General features: G+C 68.1%; 15 protein-coding genes. All 15 read right to left on the reverse strand.

The features are described from left to right. Positions 1 to 33: 33 nt before the first annotated feature. The 15 genes from HUA76_RS18000 to pilM all read right to left on the reverse strand — a co-directional run bounded on the left by HUA76_RS18000 (position 34) and on the right by pilM (position 21,622). Entirely contained in the window at positions 34 to 549 is a 516-nt protein-coding gene (locus HUA76_RS18000; protein WP_174453031.1) for a hypothetical protein, read from the reverse strand. Between the two features lie 9 nt (positions 550 to 558). Then, entirely contained in the window at positions 559 to 3,645 is a 3,087-nt protein-coding gene (locus HUA76_RS18005; RefSeq protein WP_174461560.1) for a POTRA domain-containing protein, read from the reverse strand. Between the two features lie 11 nt (positions 3,646 to 3,656). Next, positions 3,657 to 7,586, reverse strand: coding sequence for a translocation/assembly module TamB domain-containing protein (locus tag HUA76_RS18010; RefSeq protein ID WP_174461561.1), 3,930 nt, complete (start codon positions 7,584 to 7,586; stop codon positions 3,657 to 3,659). Between the two features lie 5 nt (positions 7,587 to 7,591). Next, a complete protein-coding gene (locus HUA76_RS18015) occupies positions 7,592 to 8,536 on the reverse strand; it encodes an ExeA family protein (protein WP_141642877.1) in 945 nt (314 codons plus the stop codon). 24 nt (positions 8,537 to 8,560) lie between these two features. Continuing rightward, on the reverse strand, positions 8,561 to 11,776 hold the full coding sequence (locus HUA76_RS18020) for a tetratricopeptide repeat protein (protein WP_174453028.1): 3,216 nt from the start codon (positions 11,774 to 11,776) through the stop codon (positions 8,561 to 8,563). A gap of 188 nt (positions 11,777 to 11,964) precedes the next feature. After that, positions 11,965 to 13,350, reverse strand: coding sequence for an acetyl-CoA carboxylase biotin carboxylase subunit (gene accC, locus HUA76_RS18025; protein ID WP_174461562.1), 1,386 nt, complete (start codon positions 13,348 to 13,350; stop codon positions 11,965 to 11,967). A gap of 67 nt (positions 13,351 to 13,417) precedes the next feature. Beyond that, a complete protein-coding gene (gene accB / locus HUA76_RS18030; RefSeq protein ID WP_174453027.1) occupies positions 13,418 to 14,014 on the reverse strand; it encodes an acetyl-CoA carboxylase biotin carboxyl carrier protein in 597 nt (198 codons plus the stop codon). A 28-nt stretch (positions 14,015 to 14,042) separates the two neighbouring features. Then, entirely contained in the window at positions 14,043 to 14,624 is a 582-nt protein-coding gene (efp, locus tag HUA76_RS18035) for an elongation factor P (protein WP_141642881.1), read from the reverse strand. Positions 14,625 to 14,759: 135 nt separating this feature from the next. Next, positions 14,760 to 15,122: a hypothetical protein gene (locus HUA76_RS18040; protein ID WP_141642882.1), complete on the reverse strand. Its 363-nt coding sequence runs from the start codon at positions 15,120 to 15,122 to the stop codon at positions 14,760 to 14,762. A 32-nt stretch (positions 15,123 to 15,154) separates the two neighbouring features. Beyond that, positions 15,155 to 15,793, reverse strand: coding sequence for a hypothetical protein (locus tag HUA76_RS18045; RefSeq protein ID WP_174453025.1), 639 nt, complete (start codon positions 15,791 to 15,793; stop codon positions 15,155 to 15,157). Between the two features lie 36 nt (positions 15,794 to 15,829). Continuing rightward, positions 15,830 to 18,559, reverse strand: a complete 2,730-nt coding sequence (pilQ, locus tag HUA76_RS18050; protein ID WP_174453024.1) for a type IV pilus secretin PilQ — start codon at positions 18,557 to 18,559, stop codon at positions 15,830 to 15,832. A gap of 57 nt (positions 18,560 to 18,616) precedes the next feature. After that, a complete protein-coding gene (locus tag HUA76_RS18055; protein WP_174453023.1) occupies positions 18,617 to 19,189 on the reverse strand; it encodes a pilus assembly protein PilP in 573 nt (190 codons plus the stop codon). Positions 19,190 to 19,232: 43 nt separating this feature from the next. Then, positions 19,233 to 19,814, reverse strand: coding sequence for a type 4a pilus biogenesis protein PilO (locus HUA76_RS18060; RefSeq protein WP_174453022.1), 582 nt, complete (start codon positions 19,812 to 19,814; stop codon positions 19,233 to 19,235). 14 nt (positions 19,815 to 19,828) lie between these two features. After that, a complete protein-coding gene (locus tag HUA76_RS18065) occupies positions 19,829 to 20,512 on the reverse strand; it encodes a PilN domain-containing protein (protein WP_174453021.1) in 684 nt (227 codons plus the stop codon). A 27-nt stretch (positions 20,513 to 20,539) separates the two neighbouring features. Continuing rightward, a complete protein-coding gene (gene pilM, locus HUA76_RS18070) occupies positions 20,540 to 21,622 on the reverse strand; it encodes a type IV pilus assembly protein PilM (protein ID WP_141642888.1) in 1,083 nt (360 codons plus the stop codon). Between the last annotated feature and the right edge of the window lie 100 nt (positions 21,623 to 21,722).

Here is a 21,722-nt window from a genome sequence, read left to right on the forward strand (position 1 = left end):
CCCGGACTGTACCTCACGGGAAGGCGCGACAGCTCACGGGTACTGGTCCACGACGAGGATGACGCCCGTGTTGTCCTGCACGACGGAGAAGCCCTTCATCGGGCTCGGGTAGGCAATCAGCCCCTCGCCGTCACGGTCCCACCGCGCATCCAACAGGATGCCGCAGAACGGCACCGACATCGCGCCGCTCTCCGGCAGGAACACCCGGTCATAGCGACCGAACACCCGGTGCTTCGTCACGTACAACCGTCCACCGATGCGCGCGCCGGGCAGCTTCTTCTCCCCGTCGTCCCGAGGCAGCGCAATCACGAAGCTGTAGTTGTACCGGGCGGGACCCGGATGGTCCTGGATGGCATCGACAATGACGGGGACCTTGTCCCCTGGCTTCAACCCCAGCCGCTCCATCTGGACGAGCGCGCCCTTCGGACACGTCCCCTCCGGAGGCATCCACTTGGGGCGCTCCGGCTTCATCGCCGCGTCCTCCGTGTGGCCGCACCCCACGCCCCACGCCACCACCACCAGCGCCGTCAGCCATGCGGACCCGCGCATCCCGCCTCCTCAGAACGTACCGATGCTGAAGTGGAACTGCGTCCGCGCCTCGTTCACTTCCTCATCCGGGTCCAGGTTGAAGCCCACGTCGAACGCCAGCGGGCCCACCGGCGTCACGTACCGCAGGCCCACACCCGCCGCGTAGCGCAGTCGCTCAAAATCCAACCGCGTCCGGTCCAACCACAGGTTGCCCGCCTCGAGGAACAGCCCCAGGTCCAGCGACGTGAGCGCCGGCACCCGCAGCTCCGCCTTGCCCAGCGTGAAGAGCTCACCGCCCTGGCTCCCCGGCACCTGCCCCGCGAGCACCGCCTTCAGCTCTCCCGAGCACCCCGACGGGCTGATGAGTGAGCGGCAATCCCGCAGCCGCTGATGCAGCGCCTCGCGCACGTCCTCCGGCAACACACCGTCCTCGCGGAAGCCGCGCAGGCTCGACGAGCCGCCCAGGTAGAACAACTTCGAGCCGATGGTCTGCGCGCCAGGCTCCAGCGGGACGATGGTCCCCGCGCGCGCCGACAGCGCCAGACTCGCCCTGCGTCCCAGAGGGATGTAGCCACTCAGGTTGCTCGCCAGCTTCACGCTGTTGATGGGGAACGCCGCCACGGCATTGCCCGCCACGTCCGTGGGCTTCACGCTGATGCCTCGCGTGAGCTCCGCGCTGCTGATGAGCACCAGGCCGCGCCGGGGATTCGCCGGGTCGTCCCGGAAGTCGAGGGTGATGGACGGCCGCAGCGAATGCAGCGCGAAGTCGCCGTAGGGGTAGCGCAGCCGCTCCTGGTCGGCGCGGTTGAGCAACTCCAGCACGCCCGCGCGCGAGCGCAGCCGGTTGTTCTCCACTTCGTACGACAGCGAGGCGTTGAACCAGGACGTCACCGCCCAGTCGAGCGCCGCGGCCGCCGCGAATCGCGCGGACACGTACGAGGGCCGGTGCACGCGCTCGGCAATCAAATCCAGTCGCGCGCCCACTTCGAACGGCAGCAGGAAGTACAGGCGCGGCTGCGACAGCGCCAGGTTGCCACGGCCTCCCAGGCCCGCCAGCCCCTGAAGCTCCACGTCACAGCCCGCGGAGGCCGCGCCTCCGGACTGCTGACAGGCGATGCGCCGGTCCGCGGACAGCGCCTCCGCGCTCCAGCCCGCGTAGTTCACCTTCCCGCGCGCCAGCAGGCTCAACCCCAGCCCATCGAGATTGCGATACGTCGTGTCCAGGGTGATGCGAGGACCGTCGACGAGGAAGTAGCCACCGGAGACCTGCCCATCCAGGCGTGGCCGCTCGTGCACCGTCACCACGACGTCCTTGGACGGCTCGCGGCGAGTCGGGTCCGCGAGCGAGACATCCACCTGTCGGAACAACCCCAACCGAGCCAGTCGACGCTGGCCCTCCGTCAGCGCCTCCAGCGCGAGCGGCTGCCCCTCCTCCAGGTTGAGGTTGGCCATGATGAGGTCCGGGTCCGTGCGCGTCAGCCCCTGCACCAGCACCTTGCCCACCTTCACCTGGGGCCCCGCGTCCGCGCGGAACACCACCGTCGCCGCCCGTCCGTCCTCTCCAACGGACGACTCCGTGGTGACGCGGGCGAAGAGATATCCCTGCTGCCCCAGCCCTCGCTCCAGGGACAGGCGCGCCGCCTCCACCGCCTCGAAGCTCAGGGGCAGGCCCTTGTGCACCCCCACCCCCGCCCCCGTCGAGAGCCGCGCCGTACCTTCCGGCAGCCCCTCGTAGCGGACCTCCGTCACGCGCGCCTGCGGCCCTTCCTCCACGTCGAAGTCCGCCACCGCCGTCCGCGTGCGCGCATCCACCGTCAGCCCACGGAACACCACGGACGAGGACAGGAAGCCCCGCTCGCGGTACGCCTCGTTCATCGCCTCCGTCGCCTCCAGCCACGCCTCTTCCACGTAGACCGTGGACGGGTCCGGCACGGGCTCCATCGCCGCGGCGCGACGGCCATGACGGCCCTCCGCGTCCAGCGGGTCGTCCTGGAGTCGCAGGTCCAGCTCCGGCTGGAGTTCGCCCGCGCGAATGCGCTCCGCGAGGAACTCCCTCAGCGTCCCCGAGCCGAGCGAGGCGTTGCCATGGAATCGGACCTCGTTGACGCGCAGGGGCTGGCCCTCGTCCACGTCGAAGGCCAGCACGGCCACCTCACCGTCCGGCCGGACCACCTCGCGCGAGCGCACCTTCGCGTCGTGGAAGCCACGGTGCCGGTAGAAGGACTCCACCCGCCGCGCCAGCCGTCCCGCCACCACCTCGTCGAGCGGCTCCGCGGCGTCATGCGCCAGCACACCCTCCAGAATCTCCGCGGAGAAGCGATGGTTGCCATGGAAGCGCAGCGAATACCGAGGCCCCGCTGACAGGGGCACCGCCACCGAGGCGGAGCTGCCCTCCACGAGCACCGAGGGCGTGCCCACCTGGGCTCTCCAGTGGCCCGACTCACGCAGCAGTGCACGCAACTGGTCCAGCCCCGACTCCAGCCGCGCCCGGTCGAACACGTCGCCCGGCGGCATCGCCAGCACTTCCAGCAGGCGCGGCAGCGGCAGCCCCGGGCTGCCCGAGAAGCTCACCTGTCGCACGCGCGTCGGCTGGCCCTCGGAGACGAGGAGCAACACCGCCACGCCGTCCGTCACCGGCTCCTGCCGCGCCGTCACCTTCACGGAGTCGTAGCCCTTGCGCTGGTACGCCTGGAGCACGGAGGACACCGCCCCCTCCAGCTCCTCGCCATCCAGGGGGCCGCCCTCCAGGAGGCCACTGGCATCCAGCAGCTCGCCGTCCGACAGCACCGCGTTGCCTTCGAAGCGCAGCCGCGCGAGCCTCGACACGGGCGTGAGCTGGAACACCAGGCGCACCCCACCGGGCACGTCCACCACGCTCGCCACCACGTCCGCGAAGCGCCCCGTGGCCCACAGTCGCTCCACCGAGCGGCGCACGGCCGCGGGCGTCAACGACTGGCCCTTGCGCACCGCCACCAGTCCGCTGAGCCCCTGGCCGTCCACGCCGCCAGGCAGGTGCAGCTCCACGGCCACCACCACCGGCCCGGGAACGTCGACCTCGCGAAGCTGGGCTCGCGCCAGGCTCGCGCACAGGACGCAGAGCCCCAGTGCCAGCGCCATGGCGGCGCGGGCTACTCGACCTCCCAGCTCAGCTTCAGCTCGAGCCCGAGGTTGCCAAACGAGGCTTCGCTGTTCTCGTTGTCCCACTGGGCCTGCGCGGAAAGTCTGTCGTCGAAGCGGTACTCGGCACGCGCCCGCGTTCCTCGCCCACTCACGGGTTGAGTCATACCGATTTTAAGCTGCTCGCTGAGGAACTTCGACTCCAGTTGCGCGGTGGGCTCCGCTTGACGTGTGGCGTCGTTGTAGGTCGTGGAAATCTGGAGGGACAAATCCCGCAGCACCGGATTGCTGGGGAGGAACCGCTGGACCTGCCGGTCCAGCCCCGACACGTTGAAGAGGGCCTCGGCCGCCAGCCCGGCTCCCGCGGACGCCGCCGTGTCCCGGTCCGACGAGGTGAAGCCCAGGGTCAGCAGGGAGACGATGTCGCCTTCCACCAGCGCCGGCTCCGAGGACAGGAGCACCTGAGGGTCCGAGGGCTTGCCGAAGGCGTGCAGCTTCACCACGTACTCGCGCACCAGCGTCTGGGCCTGGACCTCGAAGACGGGCTCCAGGCTGGTGGGGTCCTGGAACTCCAGCTGCCCCTGGCTGATGGTGAAGGGGTTGTTGCGGAAGAACGCCTGGCTGCCCTCCGCCAGCTCCACCCGGCCCAGGAGGCCCGGCCGCAGGTCCGTGCCCGTCAGCCGCACGTCCCCCAGCATCCGCGCCTTCGCCAGGTTGTTGTCCACGAGCACGTCGCCGAAGTGGACGTTCACGTCCCAGATGACCCAGGGCTTCTGCTGCTCGCCCGCGATGACGTTCGCCGCCGACGCCACGTTGGCGCGCTTCTGCATGGACTTGAGCAGCGACTCCACGTCCAGCGCTTTCTGGTAGCGCATCTTGACGATGTCCATGCCGCCCGTGACGGTGAAGCCTCGGGGCGGCCCCACCACCTGGAGCAGCCCGGAGAACGTCGCCGGCAGGTCTTCCGTGAGGCGGTAGGGAACCTCGTCCAGTTGCACCGTGAGGCCCAGCCGCTGGGGCATGAATCGCGCGAGCCGCACGTCGCCGCGCGCGGAGATGCGCCCCTCGTTGAGCTGCCCCTGCAGGTGCTCCAGCAGCAGTCGCTGACCCGTCATCTCCACGCGGCCGGACATGCCTCGGATGTTGACGGGCAGGTCCCGCATGGCGAGGCGCAGGTCCAGCAGCTCCGCGCTGCCCACCACGGACGGCGCCTCCAGCGTGCCCGTGGCCTCCGCGTCCACGGTGACGCGGCCCGTGGAGCGCTCCACCATCGCCGGCAGCAGCGACTCCAGGAGGCGCAGGTCTCCGCCGCCGCGCAGGGTGAAGCCGATTCCCCCGCGCGTGGTCATCCAGCCGCCCAGGTTCAGGTCGACGTACGGCCCGAGGAAGCGGAAGGGCTGCACCTCAAACCGACCCTTCTCGTACGCGAGGCTGATGGGCGCCGTGTTCTCGCCCCGCACGTCGTCGCGGGACAGCACCAGCTTGTCCACCGTCGCCCGCAGGTGCGCCGCCTCGGGCTCCATCAGCGGCCCCTTCGCCGTGAGCGCGCCGGACACCGCGCCGGACACGCCCGCCCACAGCGGCTCCGAGGGAAGCAGCGGACGGATTTCCGGCAGCGACAGCGTCAGCGACGCGTCATAGGGCCACGAGTCCTGGACCCTGAGCTTCACGCGGCCGTTGGCGTCCTGGAAGGGGCGGCCCCAGACCTCCAGGTCCTTGCCCACCAGTCGCCCGGTGAGGTCCATCGCGCCCAGGCCGCGCTCGGCGAACGTCACACGCGGGGCGCGCAGCGTGACGTCGACCACGGGCACGTCGGAGGTTCCGGACACGACGCCGTCCATCACCATCGTCCCCTGGATGCCCATGCGTCGCGCGAGCTCCGGCTCCACCGTCTCCGCCAGCGACAGGCCGTCTCCACCGAAGCGGTAGTCCAGCCCTCCCGCGAACAGCAGCGTGCCCTCCGCCCACGTGCGCCCCAGTGGACCGCGCAGCTCCGTGCGCTCGAGCACCATCGCCTTGCCATCCACGAAGCGCAGCCGCGCCGAGCCATCCCCCAGCCGGCGTCCGTAGTACGTGGTGTCCTTCACGTCGAAGGCCACCAGTCCCTCCAGCCGCTCGATGGGACTGTCGATTTCCACGCGGCCCGAGGCCGTACCGCCCAGCGTGCCCTGCATCACCGCCAGCGACGGCGTCAGGCCCGCCACCACGTCCACCAGGTCCTCGGTGCGTCCCTGCGGGACATTCACCTCGAGCCGCAGGTTGAGCAACCGTCCGAAGCCCACGCCGGCCTTGCCGTAGTACTGCGTGCGCCCCTTCTGGCCGGTGAACGAAGGGAAGGCCAGCACCCCGTCGGAGTAGCTCAGCTTCCCCTGCAGCACGCCCAGCGAGAAACCCCAGAAGACGAAGTCGCGGAACGACAGCCCGGACTCCACCTTCACCTGCGACACGGGCCCCGTCACTGAATACGTGGCGTTGCCCCGTCCCGCCCACTTCAGGCCCGCGATGTGGCCAAAGTCCGCCAGGTCCAGCTCGCCCTGTCCGTGGATGTCGAGCCCCAGCCCGCCGCCGATGAGCAGCCCCACGTCGCCCTGGACGCGTGAGCGGCCCACCTCCGCGGAGACGTGATTGAACGACACCCGGTCCGCCTGGAGCTTCACCTGCGCCTGCGCACGCCCCTTGTCGAACTCCAGGATGGTGATTCCATCGGTCGATGGCGCGTCATAGGCCCGCGTGGCCAGCTTGAAACGGCTGGTGCGCAAATCCAGCGGTCCCGACAGCGAGAAGCGCGGCAGCAGGTTGCCCGTGAGCTGCGCGTCGAGCGAAGCCGCGAAGTCCACCCACGCGCCCTTCACCCCCGCCTTGTCGAGGATGCGCGCCAATGACGCATCCTCCGTCTTGAGGCTCACCTCCAGGGGGAACAGCGGCGTCAGCCCCAGCTTGCCCGTGGCGCGCACCCGGCCTGCACCCACGGGCACCACGACTTCCTCCACCCGAAGCTCATCGCCCGAGTACGACAGGCGCGCGGAGATGTTGGCCGGCCCAAACCTGTCGTACCCCAGCCCGTTGCCCGACAGCTCCAGCGACACCGCGGGCGACTCCGGCTTGCCGGCGATGGACACGCGACTCCACAGGTGCCCCGTCGCGGGCTTTGGCAGGAGCTTCGCCTGCGACAGCGTGCGCAGCGGGAGGAAGACCTGCGCGTCCAGCGCCAGGTGGGGCTGGCACAGCGAGTCCACGCGTCCCGACACCGTGGTGATGATGTCATCCAGGGACACCTCGGCGCGCTCCAGCTCCAGCAGCGCCTCGTCGGGGTCCAAGGCGCCAGCGAAGGCCAGCCGCTGCAGCGCCAGCTCCGCGCCATCCGCGCCCAACCGCACGAGGCCGCGACGCGCCTCCGCATCCAGTTCGATGACGCCCCAGCGCTCCGTCCAGCGCACGTCCAGGTCCGCCACCTCCACGCGCCGGCCCTCGGGCAGCGCCAGTCGCAGCTCCGCTCCGCTGATGTCCAGGTGGGACACCCGCACCCGCTCGAGCGGATCCAGGAAGCAGCCCTCCGACTTCTTCGCCGGGTCCGTCGAGGGCTGGGACAAATCCAGCGTCACGCGCGGCCGCTGGGCCCGAACCAGCGCGAGCGTCAGCCGTCCGGAGAAGGGGCGCAGGAACCCGAACTGCACTTCCGCGGTGTCCGCCGCCACCAGCGGCGTGTCCTCGCCCGGGAGGAAGAGCGAGAAGCCGTGCACCACCACGCGCGAGCCGAGCGGATCCAACTCACACCGGCCGATGCCCACGTCCAGCCCGAGCACGTCCGGCAGGTGCCGCCGCGCGACGGTGCAGGCCACCTCCCACGTCTCGGGCATGCGCAACGCGAGCACACTCCCCGATAGAACGAGGAGCACGAGCAGCAGCGCTCGAAGCGCACCGTTGCGGCTCTGTGTCGCCAAAGCCCCTAGAGCTTACCCAGCCCTTCGAGGTAACGGTCTATCTCCGCCAGATCGAGCTTGTTGTTCGACGCTCGGGGCAGATGGGTCGCCGGGGCGCTCGCCCGCTCGCCTGCTCCGGGAGCGGCCGCATTGATGCCCTGGAGTCCCAGGTTCTTTCCAATGCGATGCACCAGCTCGGCGGAGACCGTCTCGGCGCGCGCGAGGAAGGCCTCGAAGAGCGCGTTGTCGCACAGCGTGTTGATGACACGCGGCGAGCCCGACGAGTGCTCGTGCACCGCCAGCAGGGCCTCCGGAGAGAACGGCATGCGCGGGCAGCCCGCGAGCCGGAGGCGGTGCTTGATGTAGGCCTCGGTGGACTCGGCGGTGAAGGGCTCGAGCTTGTAACGCATGGCCACGCGCTGGGCGAGCGGCGGGTCCAGCTTCAGGTTCTTCTCAATCTCGGGCAGGCCGAAGAACACGAAGGAGATGAGCTTGCGCTCCGGCACTTCCAGGTTCAGCAGGCCGCGGAACTCCTCCATCAACTCCCGCGTCTCCAGCATCTGCGCCTCGTCGATGAGGACGACGGCCTTCTTGCCGGACTCGTAGATTTGCAGGAGCCGCTGGTAGAGCTGTGACAGGAGCGCCAGCTTCTCCTGCGCGGGGTTCTCCACGCCCAGTTGCAGGGCGATGCGCCGCAAGAGCCAGTTGGCGGTGATGCCCGAGTGGATGATGACCAGCAGCGCGGCCTCGTACTCGGACTCGGGCAGCGAATCGAGCATGCGGCGGGCCAGCGTCGTCTTCCCCGCGCCGATGTCGCCGACGAGGATGGACAGGCCCTTCATGTAGCTCACCGCATGCATCAGTCGGGTGAGCGCCTGGGAGTGCTGCGCCGAGTTGTAATAGAAGCGGCTCACCGGAGCGTTGGAGAAGGGCTCCTGGGTGAGGTCGAAGAAATCGAGGTAGGTCGTCATGGGCTCGCCGGACCTCGGGGGCAACTACACGTAACCGACCTTGCGCGCCTTGGGCGCGCCGGCCGCTGGCACCGGGGGATTCGCCACCGCCGCTGCGGGTGCGGCACCATGGGCCTTGGAGCCATTCACCGCGGCGGGTGCCGGGGTCGGCAGGGGGTCTTCTTCCGGTTGCGTACTCGCCGCGATGCGGGACACCTGCGTCCCCACGTCGCGGTACTTCGCGTCCATCACCGCCACTCGCTGGTAGTGGTACAGCGCCTTGCCTGGCTCGCCGTTCGCCTCGTAGGCCGTCGCCAGCTCGAAGCCGAGCGCCTTGGCCGCCTCACCCGTGGCGAACGGGCTCGCGAGCCCCTCTCGGAAGGTCTCCACCGCCGAGCCGCCGTCACCGCGCAACAGGTGCAACATGCCCATCATCGTCAGGCAGTCCACCTCGCGCTTGGTGCCCGCGCAGCCCTGCCGGGCCACCTCGAACTCGTGGAGCGCGTCGTCCAGCAGGCCCATTTCCTTGTAGGCGATGCCCAGGTCGTAGTGCGTGTCCACGTCCTCGGGCTTCACCACCTTGGCCAGGCCCTTCTTGAACTCGGAGAACACCTCCTCCACCGAGTACTGGAAGTCCTCTTCCGCGGGCGCCGCGGCCGCCGTGTCGTCGCCCAGGTTGTCGATTTCGCCGGCCAGCTCCGCCGCCAGGTCGAACGCGTCGCGCTCCGCGCCCGCATCCGTCACCGGCTGCACGGAAGGCACCGAGATGGGCTCCAGCGGCTCCTCTTCGGGCGCCGCCCCACCACTGGCCTCCATCGCCTCCAGCCGCTCCATCAGCTCGGTGGCGCGCGCATGGCCCGGGAAGGCAATCGACACCGTCTCCAGGATTTCGCGGGCCTCTTCCATCAGGCCCTGGTCCAGGAAGAAGGCCGCCTCGTCGCACTCCTCGGCCGCCGGCTCCTCTTCGTCACCCTCGCTGGCGCTGTCGGCGACGAGTTCGGCGGACGCCTCCTCGGGCTCCTCCACCGACTCGAAGTCGGGCTCGGCCTGGGACTCCAACCCGAAGTCGGTCTCGTCCTGGGGCTCTGATTCGAAGTCGGACTCGACCTGAGGCTCCGAGCCGAAGTCGGTCTCTGGGTCCTCCGTCGGCATGTCGTCCAGCGACACGACGGCGTGCGAGGCGGTGGGCTCCTCTTCCTCGAACGGATCCCCCAGCGAGGGCATGTCCGAGCCCGGCGCCTCCTCCAGCTCGTCGAGCATGGAGGCATCCAGCGGAGCGATGCCCACCCGCGTGGGCATCTCGTCCACGTCGAGCTGCGCCTCTTCCACGTACACCGGCTGCTTGCGCGTGTTCGGCGCGGCTTCCTGGAGCAGGGCCCGCGTGGGCGCGCGCACCATCGTCGGAGGCGGTTCGTCCTCGTCTCCGAGCGACAGCGCCGCCATCGACGTCGACGTGGCCTCGTCGTCCGAGTCCCCCAGCGACAGGCCCTCGTCGCTGGCGTACGACGCATCCAGGTCGGCCGACTCGACGAGCGGCTCGTCCTCCGACGACACGAGGCCGGGCTCATCCGTCAGCATCAGCCCGTCGTCGTCACTGGAGACGAGCGTCTCGTCCGCGGAGTCCGCGGCCAGGTCTTCCGGCGCGGGCGTGTCGAAGACGTCGTGCTCACCCGAGGTGATGGCCTCGCCGACGAGCGCTTCCTCACTGACGACGGTGGCGTCCCCGTCGTCGTCGATGACCTCGTCGGAGTCGTTCGAGGGCAGCGTGGCCAGCGCCAGCTCGTCGCCGGGCGGGTGCAGCAGCGCGTCCTCGGGGGGCGGCGCGACGAGGACCTCGTCGTCGCTGGAGTCCACCAGGATGGCGTCCTCGCCCACCGACTCCACCACCGTGGCCGACGGCGCCGTCGTCACCGGACCTTCCACGCGCAGCACCGACAGGAACGCCGGCACCTCCGGGTGGGAGGGGTTCTGCTGGAGGATGGTCGCCAGGTACTGCTGCGCGCGCGTCGAGTCCGCCGCGCGCGTGCACAGTCGCAGCACGTTCAGCAGCTGCTCGGACGCCTGCGCCGCGTTCCCGGACGCGACATAGATTTGATACGCCTTCTCGTGCGCGTCCAGGTTCTCCGGGTCCACGGAGAAGACCTTGCGCAGGTGCTCCAGGGCTTTGTCGTGGAGCCCGTACTTCACGTAGACGTCGGTCTCCGTGAGCAGCTTGGAGAGCTGCTCGCGCGCCAGTCCGCCCTGCTGCGCGGGCGGCGCCACGGGAGCCGGAGCGGCCTGGGGCGTGGGCTGCGGCGCGGCGCGAGCGGCGGGCTGCGGCGCGGCGGCGGACTGCGGGGCCTGAGCAGGCTGCGGCGCGGCGGCGGGCTGCGGCGCGGGCGCGCGGCGGGCGAGCAGATCCGGGTCCTGCGGATCCAACACTTCAATCTGCGTCCAGACGGCCTCCGCCTCCGTGGGCCGGCCGCGCTCCTGGTGGATCTTCGCCAGCTCCTTGTAGACAGACACCGTCTTGGACGTCTGCCCCAGTCCCTGGAACGCCTGGGCCAGGAGCGACAGCGTCTCCACGTCGCGGCCGTCCGCCTTGAAGCACACCTGCAGCTTCGCGAGCGCGCGCTTCTGGTCACCGCGTTGCAAGTACGAGGACGCCAGCTCCTTGGCCAGGGGCAGGTTGTCCGGCTCGAGCGTGGACAGTCGCTCGGCCACGCGGGCCCAGTCGTCGCCACGGCTGTTGCGCTTGAGGTACTCGGCGGCGCGCTTGAACTCCTGGATGGCTTCGCGCGTCATGTTCTCGCGCGCATAGAGCTCCGCGAGTTTGATCTTCGACGCCACGTTCTCCGGGTCGAGATCCACCATCTTCTTCAAGGTATCGAGCGACGACTTGGTGTCGCCCGCCTTGTCGTAGTGGTTGGCGACGATCTGGAAGTACGCCATCGCCTCCGACATCAGCCCGAGCTGCTGGTGAAGCTCCGCCAGCTTGAGGTTCACCTCCAGCAGGTTCGGATTGAGCTTGAGGACTTGCTTGTAGAGAGCGACGGCCTTGAGGAAGAACCCATCGGAGGAGTAGCTCTCCGCGACCTTCGTGAAGAAGTGCGCCGCCTGGGCGTTGTCGTTCTTCTTGACGTACAGCTCCCCCATCTTCTGGAGGACCCGGATGTCCTTCGGGTCGACCTCCAGGACCTTCTGGTACTCCTTGATGGCTTTGTCGTAGGCGCCCTTCGCGACGAGCTTCGCGGCGGCTTCGATGATCTTGTTCTTGTCCATCGAGCGTGGGCTTCCGGAAAGCCGAAACCCCTTGGAACTTCGCGGGTTTCTATCTTCAAAAGGGGGAGAGTCGGAGGCTAACGGAATCCTCCAACGCGGGTCAAGAAACAGCCCGGCTCCCCCCGGGGCCAGCTCACCTGCTTGCATGCCCGCCCCACGGGCGGGAACGCCACGTAGGCGGACGTGTGCTACGGCGTCTCTTCGACTGCTTTTTTCAGCCGGCGAGAACCTGTCTCACTGGCCAGGAGACGCTCGACGAAACGCGTGTCGTAGTTGCCTTCCTGGAACGACTCGTCCGCCAGCGCCGCGCGGTGGAAGGGGATGTTGGTGCGGATGCCTTCCACGACGTACTCGCCCAGCGCGCGCTGCATGCGGCGGATCGCCGTCTCGCGGTCCTCCGCGTGGACGATGAGCTTGGCCAGGAGGCTGTCGTAGTACGGCAGCACCGTGTAGTTCTCGTAGGCCCCCGAGTCCACGCGCACCCCGTAGCCACCCGGGACGCTGTAGCCGGTAATCTTGCCGGGCCACGGCGCGAAGGTAATCGGGTCCTCGGCATTGACACGGCACTCGATGGAGTGTCCGCGCATCTGCACGTCTTCCTGCTTGAAGCGCAGCGGGTGGCCGTAGGCCATGCGGATCTGCTCACGGACCAGGTCGACGCCCATGACGAGCTCCGTCACCGGGTGCTCCACCTGGATGCGCGTGTTCATCTCCATGAAGTAGAACTCGCCGCGCTCGTCCAGCAGATATTCGATGGTGCCGACGTTGTTGTAGCGCAGCTTGCGCATCGCCTGGACGGACACCTCACCCATCCGCTGCCGCAGCTCCGGCGTGAGCGCGGGTGACGGGCACTCCTCGATGAGCTTCTGGTGCCGGCGCTGCACCGAGCACTCGCGCTCGTTGAGGTGGATGACGTTGCCGTGTTCGTCGGCGACAATCTGGATTTCGATGTGGCGCGGCTTCTCCACGTACCGCTCGATGTAGAGGTCGCCGTTGGCGAAGGAGGCCACCGCCTCCGCCTGCGCGGTGGAGAACGCCTGGGCCAGTGCGCTCGGCTCGCGGACGATCTTCATCCCCTTGCCACCACCGCCGGCGGCGGCCTTGAGGATGACGGGGAAGCCAATCTCCCGGGCGAACACCTCCGCCTCGCGGGGGTCCTTCACCGTGCCGGGGCTGCCGGGCAACAGCGGCATGCCCGCCTCGCGCGCCGCCTGCCGCGCACGGACCTTGTTGCCCATCATCCGCAGCATCTCCGGACGCGGACCGATGAAGCGGATCTTGCAGTTCTCACACACCTCGGCGAATTCGGCGTTCTCGGAGAGGAAGCCGTAGCCGGGGTGGATGGCGTCCGCGCGGGTGATTTCCGCGGCGGAGAGCAACTGCGGGACGTTGAGGTAGCTCTCCTTGGACGCCGGAGGGCCAATGCAGACCGCCTCATCGGCGAAGCGGACATGGAGGGCGTTGGCGTCCGCCGTGGAGTGCACCGCCACCGTGGCGATGCCCAGCTCCCGGCAGGCGCGGATGACCCGCAGGGCAATCTCCCCGCGGTTGGCAATCAGCACCTTCTTGAACACGGGGGTGTCTCCTGAAACGGCCGGCTCGGGCGCGCGCCCCGCGAAAAGCGAAGGCGCGCGCGCCGCGTCAAGCCGGCTCGATGCGGAACAGCGCCTGGCCGAACTCCACCGGGCGACCGTTCTCCACGAGGATCTCGGCCACGCGGCCGGACACCTCGGACTCGATTTCGTTCATCAACTTCATCGCTTCGATGATGCAGAGCACCTGGCCCTTCTTCACCACCGAACCCACATCGACGAAGGCGGGCTGATCCGGCGCCGGCGTCCGATAGAAGGTACCGACGAAGGGACTGGTGACCACGTGGCCCGGCTTCTCCGGCGCCTTCTCGGCCACGGGGGCAGCAGTGGCCACGGAGTGGGCAGCGGCGACCGGGGCGGCGCGAGGCGCCGACGGAGCCGTGTACTCGACGGCCGGGCCCACCTGGACGGCCGAGGGGGCCGAGTGGTGGACGATGGTCGTCTCCGGGGCGTGGCCGCGGCGGATGAAGAGCTTCTCTTCCCCGCGCTTCCACACCAGCCTCGTCACGTCCGAGGCCTCCAGGATGTTGACGATTTCTCGCAGGGCCTCCACGTCCAGGGACGTGTTGCCCGCGTCTCGCGCGCTCGCCGGGGCGGGCGCGCTGGTGGGCGCGGACGCCCGGGTCGACTTGCGCTTGGTTGCCATTCTCGCGTCCCTCCGAGCGGAGCCTGAGCTAGCCCGCGGTGGCGACGCGGGTCAGGTACTTGCCACCGTCGCGCGTGTCGATCTTCAGGACGTCACCCTCGTTGATGAACAGGGGCACGTAGACCTCGAAGCCGGTCTCCAGCGTGGCGGGCTTCAGCGCACCCGACACGGTGTCGCCGCGCACGCCCGGGTCGCATTTGACGACCTTGAGGTCCACCGAGTTGGGCAGCGTGACGGCAATCGCCTTCCCGTTCCAGAACAGGATGGTCGCGTCGATGTTCTCCTTCAGGAAGTTCTTCGCGTCGCCGAGTGCCTTCTCGCTGATGAAGGTCTGCTCGAAGTCGCGCTTGTCCATGAAGTAGTAGTCGTCGCCCTGGACATACAGGTACTGCATGTCCTTCTCTTCGATGTCCGGCTTGCCCACCTTCTCGCCGGACTTCAGCGTGGGCTGGAGGACGCGGCCGGAGAGGAGGCTGCGAATCTTGGTGCGAACGAAGGCGGAACCCTTGCCGGGCTTCACGTGCTGGAACTCGACGATGACGAACGGCTCTCCGTCGATTTCGATCTTCATGTTGTTGTGAAACTCGGACGTATCAATGAATCCGGCCATGGGGACCGACTCCTTCAGACTCGAAATAGCGGAAGCTTGAAAAGTCGGGGGTGTCTAGCCCATGCCCCCTTCCATGGGAAGGGGAAACCAGTGGAGCGGCGCGTCGTCTGGATGACTGGTTTACAGCGAGCGCGGCTACAGCTCCGCGCTCACCTTGGGGGCCGTCACGCGCAGCACATAGCGCCCCTTGCCGTAGTTGCCATCCGCGCGCAGCGCCAGCACCAGGAAGTACTCCGGTGACACCAACCGCATCAGCGTCAGCACCTTGTCGCTGTTGACGCTGACCTCACTGACCGTCCCCGTCTTGAGCGTCTCCGCGGCGTTGCGCAGCTGCGTGAGGAGGTTGGCGTACTCCACCCAGGCACCACTCAAGTCCAGCTCGCTTGCCTCCTCGCGCTGGAAGGTGTCCACGGAGATGCCGTCGAAGCCCATCACGCTGCAGGCGAGGGCTCCGTCCACCTGGTTGACCACTGACTCGAGGTGCGTGCGAAAGGACATGGGCTCTCAGGGTTCTTGGGCAGCGGCGCCGCTCAGGGCGACACGCACTCGGGGACAACGCCATTCTGCCCGCGCGGGTCACACGGCCCCACGCTGGGGCCGTGGACATCGCCAGGCTTGGGGCACACGTAGGGGGCAAAGCCCACGACCAGCGGGTAGGAAATCTCGTTCGTCTCCACGTCGCCGCCAGCGACCGTGTGTCCTCGGACCCGCAGAGTCACGAGCACGTCGACAACGGAGCCTCCTCCCCCGACCGCGGACCGCAGTGCGCTTTGCGCGTCGCGCGTCAACAGGCCGAGCACCATGGAACCATCCTGATTGCCACGGAAGGTCCCGTAGATGGGAACCGTCGCACTGGGGATGTTGAGCTCGGGCTCCGTCTGATAGCTGAGCTCGAGTTCGGTGAGATAGACGGCGGTGGAGTCGATATCGGAGACCGGCCCCTCCCCGACGACGATAGGTGTGTCGGACAGGTTGGAGGTGACAGTGAGCCCGGCGAGGTAGTCACCAGCCAGCGCGAGGTTCAACGAGCCGCTCAGCAACGCCACGTCATCCGGAACATTGCAGTCCTCTTCGGGTGGAGCGGATTGGAGAATCTGGAGCTTCGGGAGGTTGTCGACACAAGACACCGTGCCGAACGCCAGCAGCGCGGCGAGATAGATGGGCTTCATGAGCGAACGCTCTCCTGCATGAAGAGGCGCGATGCCTTACAGGCTCTGCGCGATGGTCTGCCGGTTGAGGATGCGGGGCGTGATGAAGATGAGCAGTTCCTGGCGCTCATCCCGCTCCGAGTAGTTCTTGAACAGGAGGCCCAGCACCGGAATCTTCGAGAGGAAGGGCACCGCGTTGGTCGTGGTCGCGCCACGGCGGACGTAGATGCCGCCGATGACCGTGGTGTCCCCATCCTTCACCAGCACCTGGGTGTTGGCTTCCTTGCGCTGGATGGACGGCTGCCCGTTCGCTCCCGTGTTGGACTGGTCCGGCTGGTTGTTGGAGGCGTTGATGGACATCAGGATGCTGCCGTCCTGGGTGATGTGCGGCGTCACCTCCAGCGACAGGCGGGCTTCCACGAAGGTCGTGTTCACACCACCGGCCGACGTCTGGCTGAACGGGATGGACACACCCTGACTGATGCGCGCGGTGTTGTTGTCCAGCGTCGTCACGCGGGGCGCGGAGATGGTCTTCACCGTGCCCTCGTTCTCCGCCGCGGACAGCCGCAGGTTGAGCTGCAGCGCGCCGCCGGCCGAGCCGAAGACGAAGCCGAGCGCGCCACCGGCACCCTCACCCACCGTCGCCGGCAGGTTCACCGCGAAGTTCGGCGCGGCGGGAAGACCCGCGGCGGTGCCCACGGAGCCGCCCGTGACGGCGACGTTGTTCGGGAAGATGAGGCCCGTGGGGTTGCCCGTGCCCTGGGAGGCGCGCGCCTGGCCGCCCCACTGCACGCCGAGCTGACGGCTGAAGGCGGTGCTCGCCTCCACGATGCGGCTCTCGATGAGCACCTGCGGAGTCTGAGTGTCCAGGCTGCGCACCAGCGCGCGGGCCTTCTCCGTGTTGGAGCGCACGTCCTTCACGATGAGCACGTTGGTGCGCGTGTCCACCGTGACGTTGCCGCGCTCGCTCAGTACGTCCTTCACCCGCGCGGCCATCTCAGACGCCACCGCGTAATTGACGGGGATGAGGTTGACCAGCAGGTCCTCCTGCTGCTGGAGCGACTTCTTGCGCTCCTGACGCAGCCGGGCCTCCTCCTCCAACGTCTTCAGGGGAGCGATGCGGATGATGTTGCCGAACTCCTCCTTGCCCAGCTGCTTGGTGCGCAGGATGAGGTCCAGCGCCTGGTCCCAGGGAACGTTGCGCAGGCGGATGGTGACGCGGCCGGACACGTCGTCCGCGACGACCACGTTCTTCTTGGAGATCTCCGCGATGACCCGCAGGAGGTTCTGGATGTCGATGTCCTTGAACTCGAAGGAGACGCGCTTGCCACGGTAGCGGGCCTGCTGCGGCGCGCCCTCGGCGGCGTAGGCGGGCGCCTCGGCGGTGAAGCCGGCGGTGCGCTGCGCCACGGACACCTCGTCCGTCTTCACGCCCTTCACGTCCAGGCGCCAGGAGAGCGTCCCGCCGTTCTGGGTGACCTTCTCCTCGATGGCGCCGTCGGCGGCGACGACCACGCGCACCTTGCGGCCCTCACCGGGGACACTGAAGGCGCTGATCATCTTCACCGGCGTCTCCAGCGCGCTGGTGTCCAGGCTGCGCTCCAGCTTCTTCGGCAGCCGGGCGTTGTCCAGCGTCAGCACGGCGCTGCGCGGGTCGGGACGGTCCACCTTCCAGGCGGCCGTTCCGGACAGCTTCAGCACCACGCGACCACCCGCCCCACCCTCCTGGAAGGACAGGTCCTTCACCTCCACCAGGGAGACCGTGACAGGCGCCTCCACCGGCTGGGGCGCGGGGCGCAGCGGCTCCACTTCAGCCACCGACGCGATGACCTCTTGCGGCGAGGGCTCGGGCGCGGCCTTGCGGGCCACCGCTCCACCCAGCACCACTTCCAGGCCCTTTTCGGCCCGGTCCACCCGATAGGCGGGCATCTTGCCGCGCACGTCGAGCACCAGCCGGACCTTGTCCGAGTGGGCGCCGACACGCACGTCCCGGAGGGTCGCGCCATTCACGCGAGGGGCGCGGGCGGAGAGCCCCACCCCGTACAGGTCCACCGCGAGCCGCGGCGGGTCCGCCAGCTCCAGCACCTCATAGCGCGCGATGTCGCCATCCGCGCGGATGCGAAGCGTGTCGTCGGAATAGGCCAGCTGCGTGATGCGTTGAGCTGGCTGAGCCACCTCACGCTCATCCGCCTCGGCGGCGACCACGTTCTCTGGCAGCGCGGGCTTTTCAGCGGCGGGCTTCGCCGGCGCTTCAGCCACCATGACGGCGGTGGGCGCGGCGGGCTTGACCTCGGCGACCGGTGCGGGCGTCGGGGCAGCGGGAGCCGTGGCGACAGGAGCGGCGACGGGCTCCGGACGCTTGACCTCGGCGGCGGGCGTCGCGCCATCCACCGAAATCACCACGCGGTTGCCATCCGCCCGGACGTCGTACTGCGACGCCTTGTCCAGCGCCAGCAGCACCCGGCCGACGCTCGCGCGCTCGTCCGAGAACTGCGACGCCACGACCCCGGCCACGGGGCCGGAGCCGTCGTGGTGGCCCTTGATACCCGTCGCGTCAGCCGACGAGAGGTCCACCACCAACCGCTCCGGACCACTCAGCCGGAACACGGTGAAGGTGGGGGGCCGGGTTCCGGTCACCACCACCTGGGCGCCCGAGCCGGTACGGGACACATCCAGGTCCCGAAGCGTATTCAGTTCGGCGCCACTGCTGCTGGCGCCCGCAAGGACGACCGCAAAAGCGGTCGCCAACATCCACTTGCCCCTCGTCACAGCGCTCCTCTCGAGCATGCGTCCCCTCACCAAGTTGGAAGCGGGCTGCCGCCCGCGGGCGCGCCACAGGGGGCGCTACTCCCCGTAGTTTTTGCCCGTCATCAGATTGTAACTAGGGTCCTGCTGGTCATCGGGCTTGAGCTGCAGAGTCACCGGATTCTTGATGATCTCTCCGTTGCCCGAAAACACCTCGGTCACCGTCAACGAATCGCGAAGGATTTGCGTGACCTTGCCACCCTGGCGTCCAACCCGGGTGTTGCGGCGCACGATGTGACCTCGACCCAGCGGGTCTTCGACCATCGCCAGTGGATTGGCGTCACCCGTGACGACCGCGACCAGCTTGAGCTGGTCCAGGTCGAACGCGCACAAAGGCTCCATGCACGTCGTGACGGGATTGGCCTGGGCCACCGGGCCCAGCTCTTCCAACGGGCTGCGGAACGGATCCCGCTTGCCCACCGGGTTGTAACTGTAGACGTATGGCGCCACGGCCGCGGCCTCGACCGCGGTCGGTGCCGTCTCCACGGGCGCCGCGGCCTGCGCCGCGGGAGGTGGCGCCGCCACCGGCGGAGGGGGCGGAGGTGCCTCCTCGCAGGCAGCGAGCGTCAGCGCGAGCGCGGCAGTCGTCATGGTGGCCTTGAACATCTTCATCCTCAATCCCCTTGTCGCCCTACTTTCCGGACGGATCAAGTTTCTAGTTCTTGGTCTCGACGAACCGGAAAGTCGTCGCCAGGAAGGTGCTCTGCAGCACGACCTTCTCGTTCTTGAGGGTCGGCTGGCCGAGGTTGATGTTGTTGACGTTCACGATGCGGCGCATGTTCGCCATCTCCTGCAGGAACATGCCGATCTCATGGTAGTTGCCACTCACCGTCATCCGGATGGGGATGCGGGCGAAGAACTCGCCGCCGCCCACGTATTCGCGGTCGGGCTGCACCAGTGAGATTTCCAGGCCGCTCTTCTTGCCGATGTCGTTGATCTGCGCGAGCAGCTCCTCGACATCCTTCTTCTCCGGCAGCTCCGTGAGGGCCTCGGCGAGCTTCTGCTCCAGCACGTCCATCTCACGCCGGCGCTCGTTGAGGTTCTGGGCGATTTCACTCTTCTCCGCCAGCTCCAGGTCCAGCGTGCGCCGCTCGGACAGCTGGTACTTGATGCGGGTCTCGGTGGGGTCGATGAGCAGGAAGAAGTTGGCGACGGTCATCAAGATGATGACCGCTGCCAGGCCACCGAACTTGGCGGCCGGGGACGCCTTGACGAATTGGTCCAGGTACTTGTCCATGGCGGTGGCCTCGGTCAGATGGCGTAGTTCGCGGTGAGGGTGATCTTGAAGTCAACCAGGGAGGGCACACCCGTGGGCCCGGTGGCCCCCTTCGTCTGCACGGCGCTGGTCAGGTCGATGTTGGTGAAGAACGGGGTGATTTGCCCGGCGGGGAACTCCTCGATGGTGGCTTCCGCCGTCAGGAGCTCCACGCGAGACGTCTTCGTGTCCCGGCGCTGATCCACCAGGCGCCCCATGCCCTTGGGCGTCCACACCACGCCGTTGAGGCCGCGCATGAACTCGGCGACCTCATCGTGGCTGACGGCCGAGCCATCGATGGCGACCGCGCTGCTGGTCTCGACGAAGGCCTTCACCCAGACCTTCTTCGGCGTGGCGGAGGCCAGCGCGTCCATCATCCGGACCGGACCGTTGCGGCCCTTGCGCAGCGAGTCCAGCACGGCCAGCTTCTTCTCCACCTCGGTCTTGCGGGCGTTGATGTTCTTCACCTCGCCGATGACCTTCTCCAGCTCGGCGATCTTCGCGCGCGTCTGTGTGATGGCCAGGGCGTTGCGCTGGAACTCACTGTCGCGGTCGTCGAACCAGAGATAGTTGCCCACGGCGGCGCCAATGAGCGCCAGCGCGAAGAGGACCAGGATCTGCCGGCCCTTCTGCTGGGTCTGAACCTTCCGGACGGGAAGCAGGTTGATGCGAATCATCATGTGCGTCGTCTCCAGGAAGTGGACGGTCTAGGCCAGCTTGTCGCCAGGACGCCGGAGCGCCAGTCCCACTGCCACCGCGGCCATGGGCGCCACGTCCATGATGAACGCGGGGTCGAACTTGCGGTTGTCCACTTCAATCTTGCGGAACGGGTTGAGGATCTCCACCGGCACCCCGGTGCGCGCTTCAATGGTCTTGAACAGGGCCGGAATCTTCGCCGTGCCGCCGGACAGGTAGACCTTGGTGAAGTTCGAGTCCGCCGCGGTGCCCGCGTAGAAGTCCAGCGAGCGCTGGATTTCACCGGCCACCTGCTCGGCGACACTGGAGAGCACGCGCTCGACCTCCTGAGGCACCACGGCATCCGCGTCCGCGCGGTTGCCGCCGATCTTCAGCGCTTCCGCCTCCTCGTAGGAGACGTTGAGCTGCTTCTGGATCTCCTCGGTGAACTGGTTGCCACCGATGGTGACGTCGCGGGTGAAGACCGTCACGCCGTTGGCGATGATGTTGATGTTCACCACCGAGGCGCCCGCGTTGATGAGGACGACGGTCTCCTTCTCCGGCAGGTCGTAGTTGACGGAGAACATGTTCTGCACGGCGAAGGCGTCCACATCCACGACCACCGGGGCCAAGCCCGCCTCGGAGACCACCGTGGTGTAGTCGTTGATCATGTCCTTCTTGGCGGCCACCAGCAGCACGTCCATCTGCCCGGTGGCGTCGTTGCCGCCCCCGTCGAGGATCTGCGTGTCGATGTTCACGTCCTTCACATCGAATGGGATGTACTGCTCGGCCTCCCACTGGATGCTCTCCTCGAGCTCCTCCTGGGACATGCGCGGCATCTGAATCTTCTTGATGATGACCGAGTGGCCGGACACGCCGATGGCGACGTCCTTGCCCTTCACCTTCAGCTCGGACATCAGCTCCTGCACCGCCTGGACGATGGCGGTGGAGTTCATCAGCGCGCCATCCACGATGGCCTCGGGCGGCAGCGGCTTCATGCCGAAGCTCTGCAACGCGAAGCCGACCTCACCCCGCTTGCGCTGCTCCTTGAGCAGGATCATCTTGATGGAGGTCGATCCGATGTCCAGACCGAGTGCCAGTTTGCCCTTCGCCATGCTTGACTCCGTCGAGAGGCAGCCAGCGTAGCACTGGCCGTCAACCCCTCCTAAAAAGTGCCCGGAGCCCGCCTGCTCTCCGTTCGGCCGGGACCCCTGC

The organism is Myxococcus sp. CA056, assembly GCF_013336715.1.
In the GTDB taxonomy this organism is placed as follows: Bacteria; Myxococcota; Myxococcia; order Myxococcales; family Myxococcaceae; genus Myxococcus; species Myxococcus llanfairpwllgwyngyllgogerychwyrndrobwllllantysiliogogogochensis.

Coding starts and splice junctions, on each gene's coding strand:
- HUA76_RS18000 (WP_174453031.1), bottom strand. CDS start 549: ATGCGCGGGTCCGCATGGCTGACGGCGCTGGTGGTGGTGGCGTGGGGC.
- HUA76_RS18005 (WP_174461560.1), bottom strand. CDS start 3,645: ATGGCGCTGGCACTGGGGCTCTGCGTCCTGTGCGCGAGCCTGGCGCGA.
- HUA76_RS18015 (WP_141642877.1), bottom strand. CDS start 8,536: ATGACGACCTACCTCGATTTCTTCGACCTCACCCAGGAGCCCTTCTCC.
- HUA76_RS18020 (WP_174453028.1), bottom strand. CDS start 11,776: ATGGACAAGAACAAGATCATCGAAGCCGCCGCGAAGCTCGTCGCGAAG.
- accB (WP_174453027.1), bottom strand. CDS start 14,014: ATGGCAACCAAGCGCAAGTCGACCCGGGCGTCCGCGCCCACCAGCGCG.
- efp (WP_141642881.1), bottom strand. CDS start 14,624: ATGGCCGGATTCATTGATACGTCCGAGTTTCACAACAACATGAAGATC.
- HUA76_RS18040 (WP_141642882.1), bottom strand. CDS start 15,122: ATGTCCTTTCGCACGCACCTCGAGTCAGTGGTCAACCAGGTGGACGGA.
- HUA76_RS18045 (WP_174453025.1), bottom strand. CDS start 15,793: ATGAAGCCCATCTATCTCGCCGCGCTGCTGGCGTTCGGCACGGTGTCT.
- pilQ (WP_174453024.1), bottom strand. CDS start 18,559: ATGCTCGAGAGGAGCGCTGTGACGAGGGGCAAGTGGATGTTGGCGACC.
- HUA76_RS18055 (WP_174453023.1), bottom strand. CDS start 19,189: ATGAAGATGTTCAAGGCCACCATGACGACTGCCGCGCTCGCGCTGACG.
- HUA76_RS18060 (WP_174453022.1), bottom strand. CDS start 19,814: ATGGACAAGTACCTGGACCAATTCGTCAAGGCGTCCCCGGCCGCCAAG.
- HUA76_RS18065 (WP_174453021.1), bottom strand. CDS start 20,512: ATGATGATTCGCATCAACCTGCTTCCCGTCCGGAAGGTTCAGACCCAG.
- pilM (WP_141642888.1), bottom strand. CDS start 21,622: ATGGCGAAGGGCAAACTGGCACTCGGTCTGGACATCGGATCGACCTCC.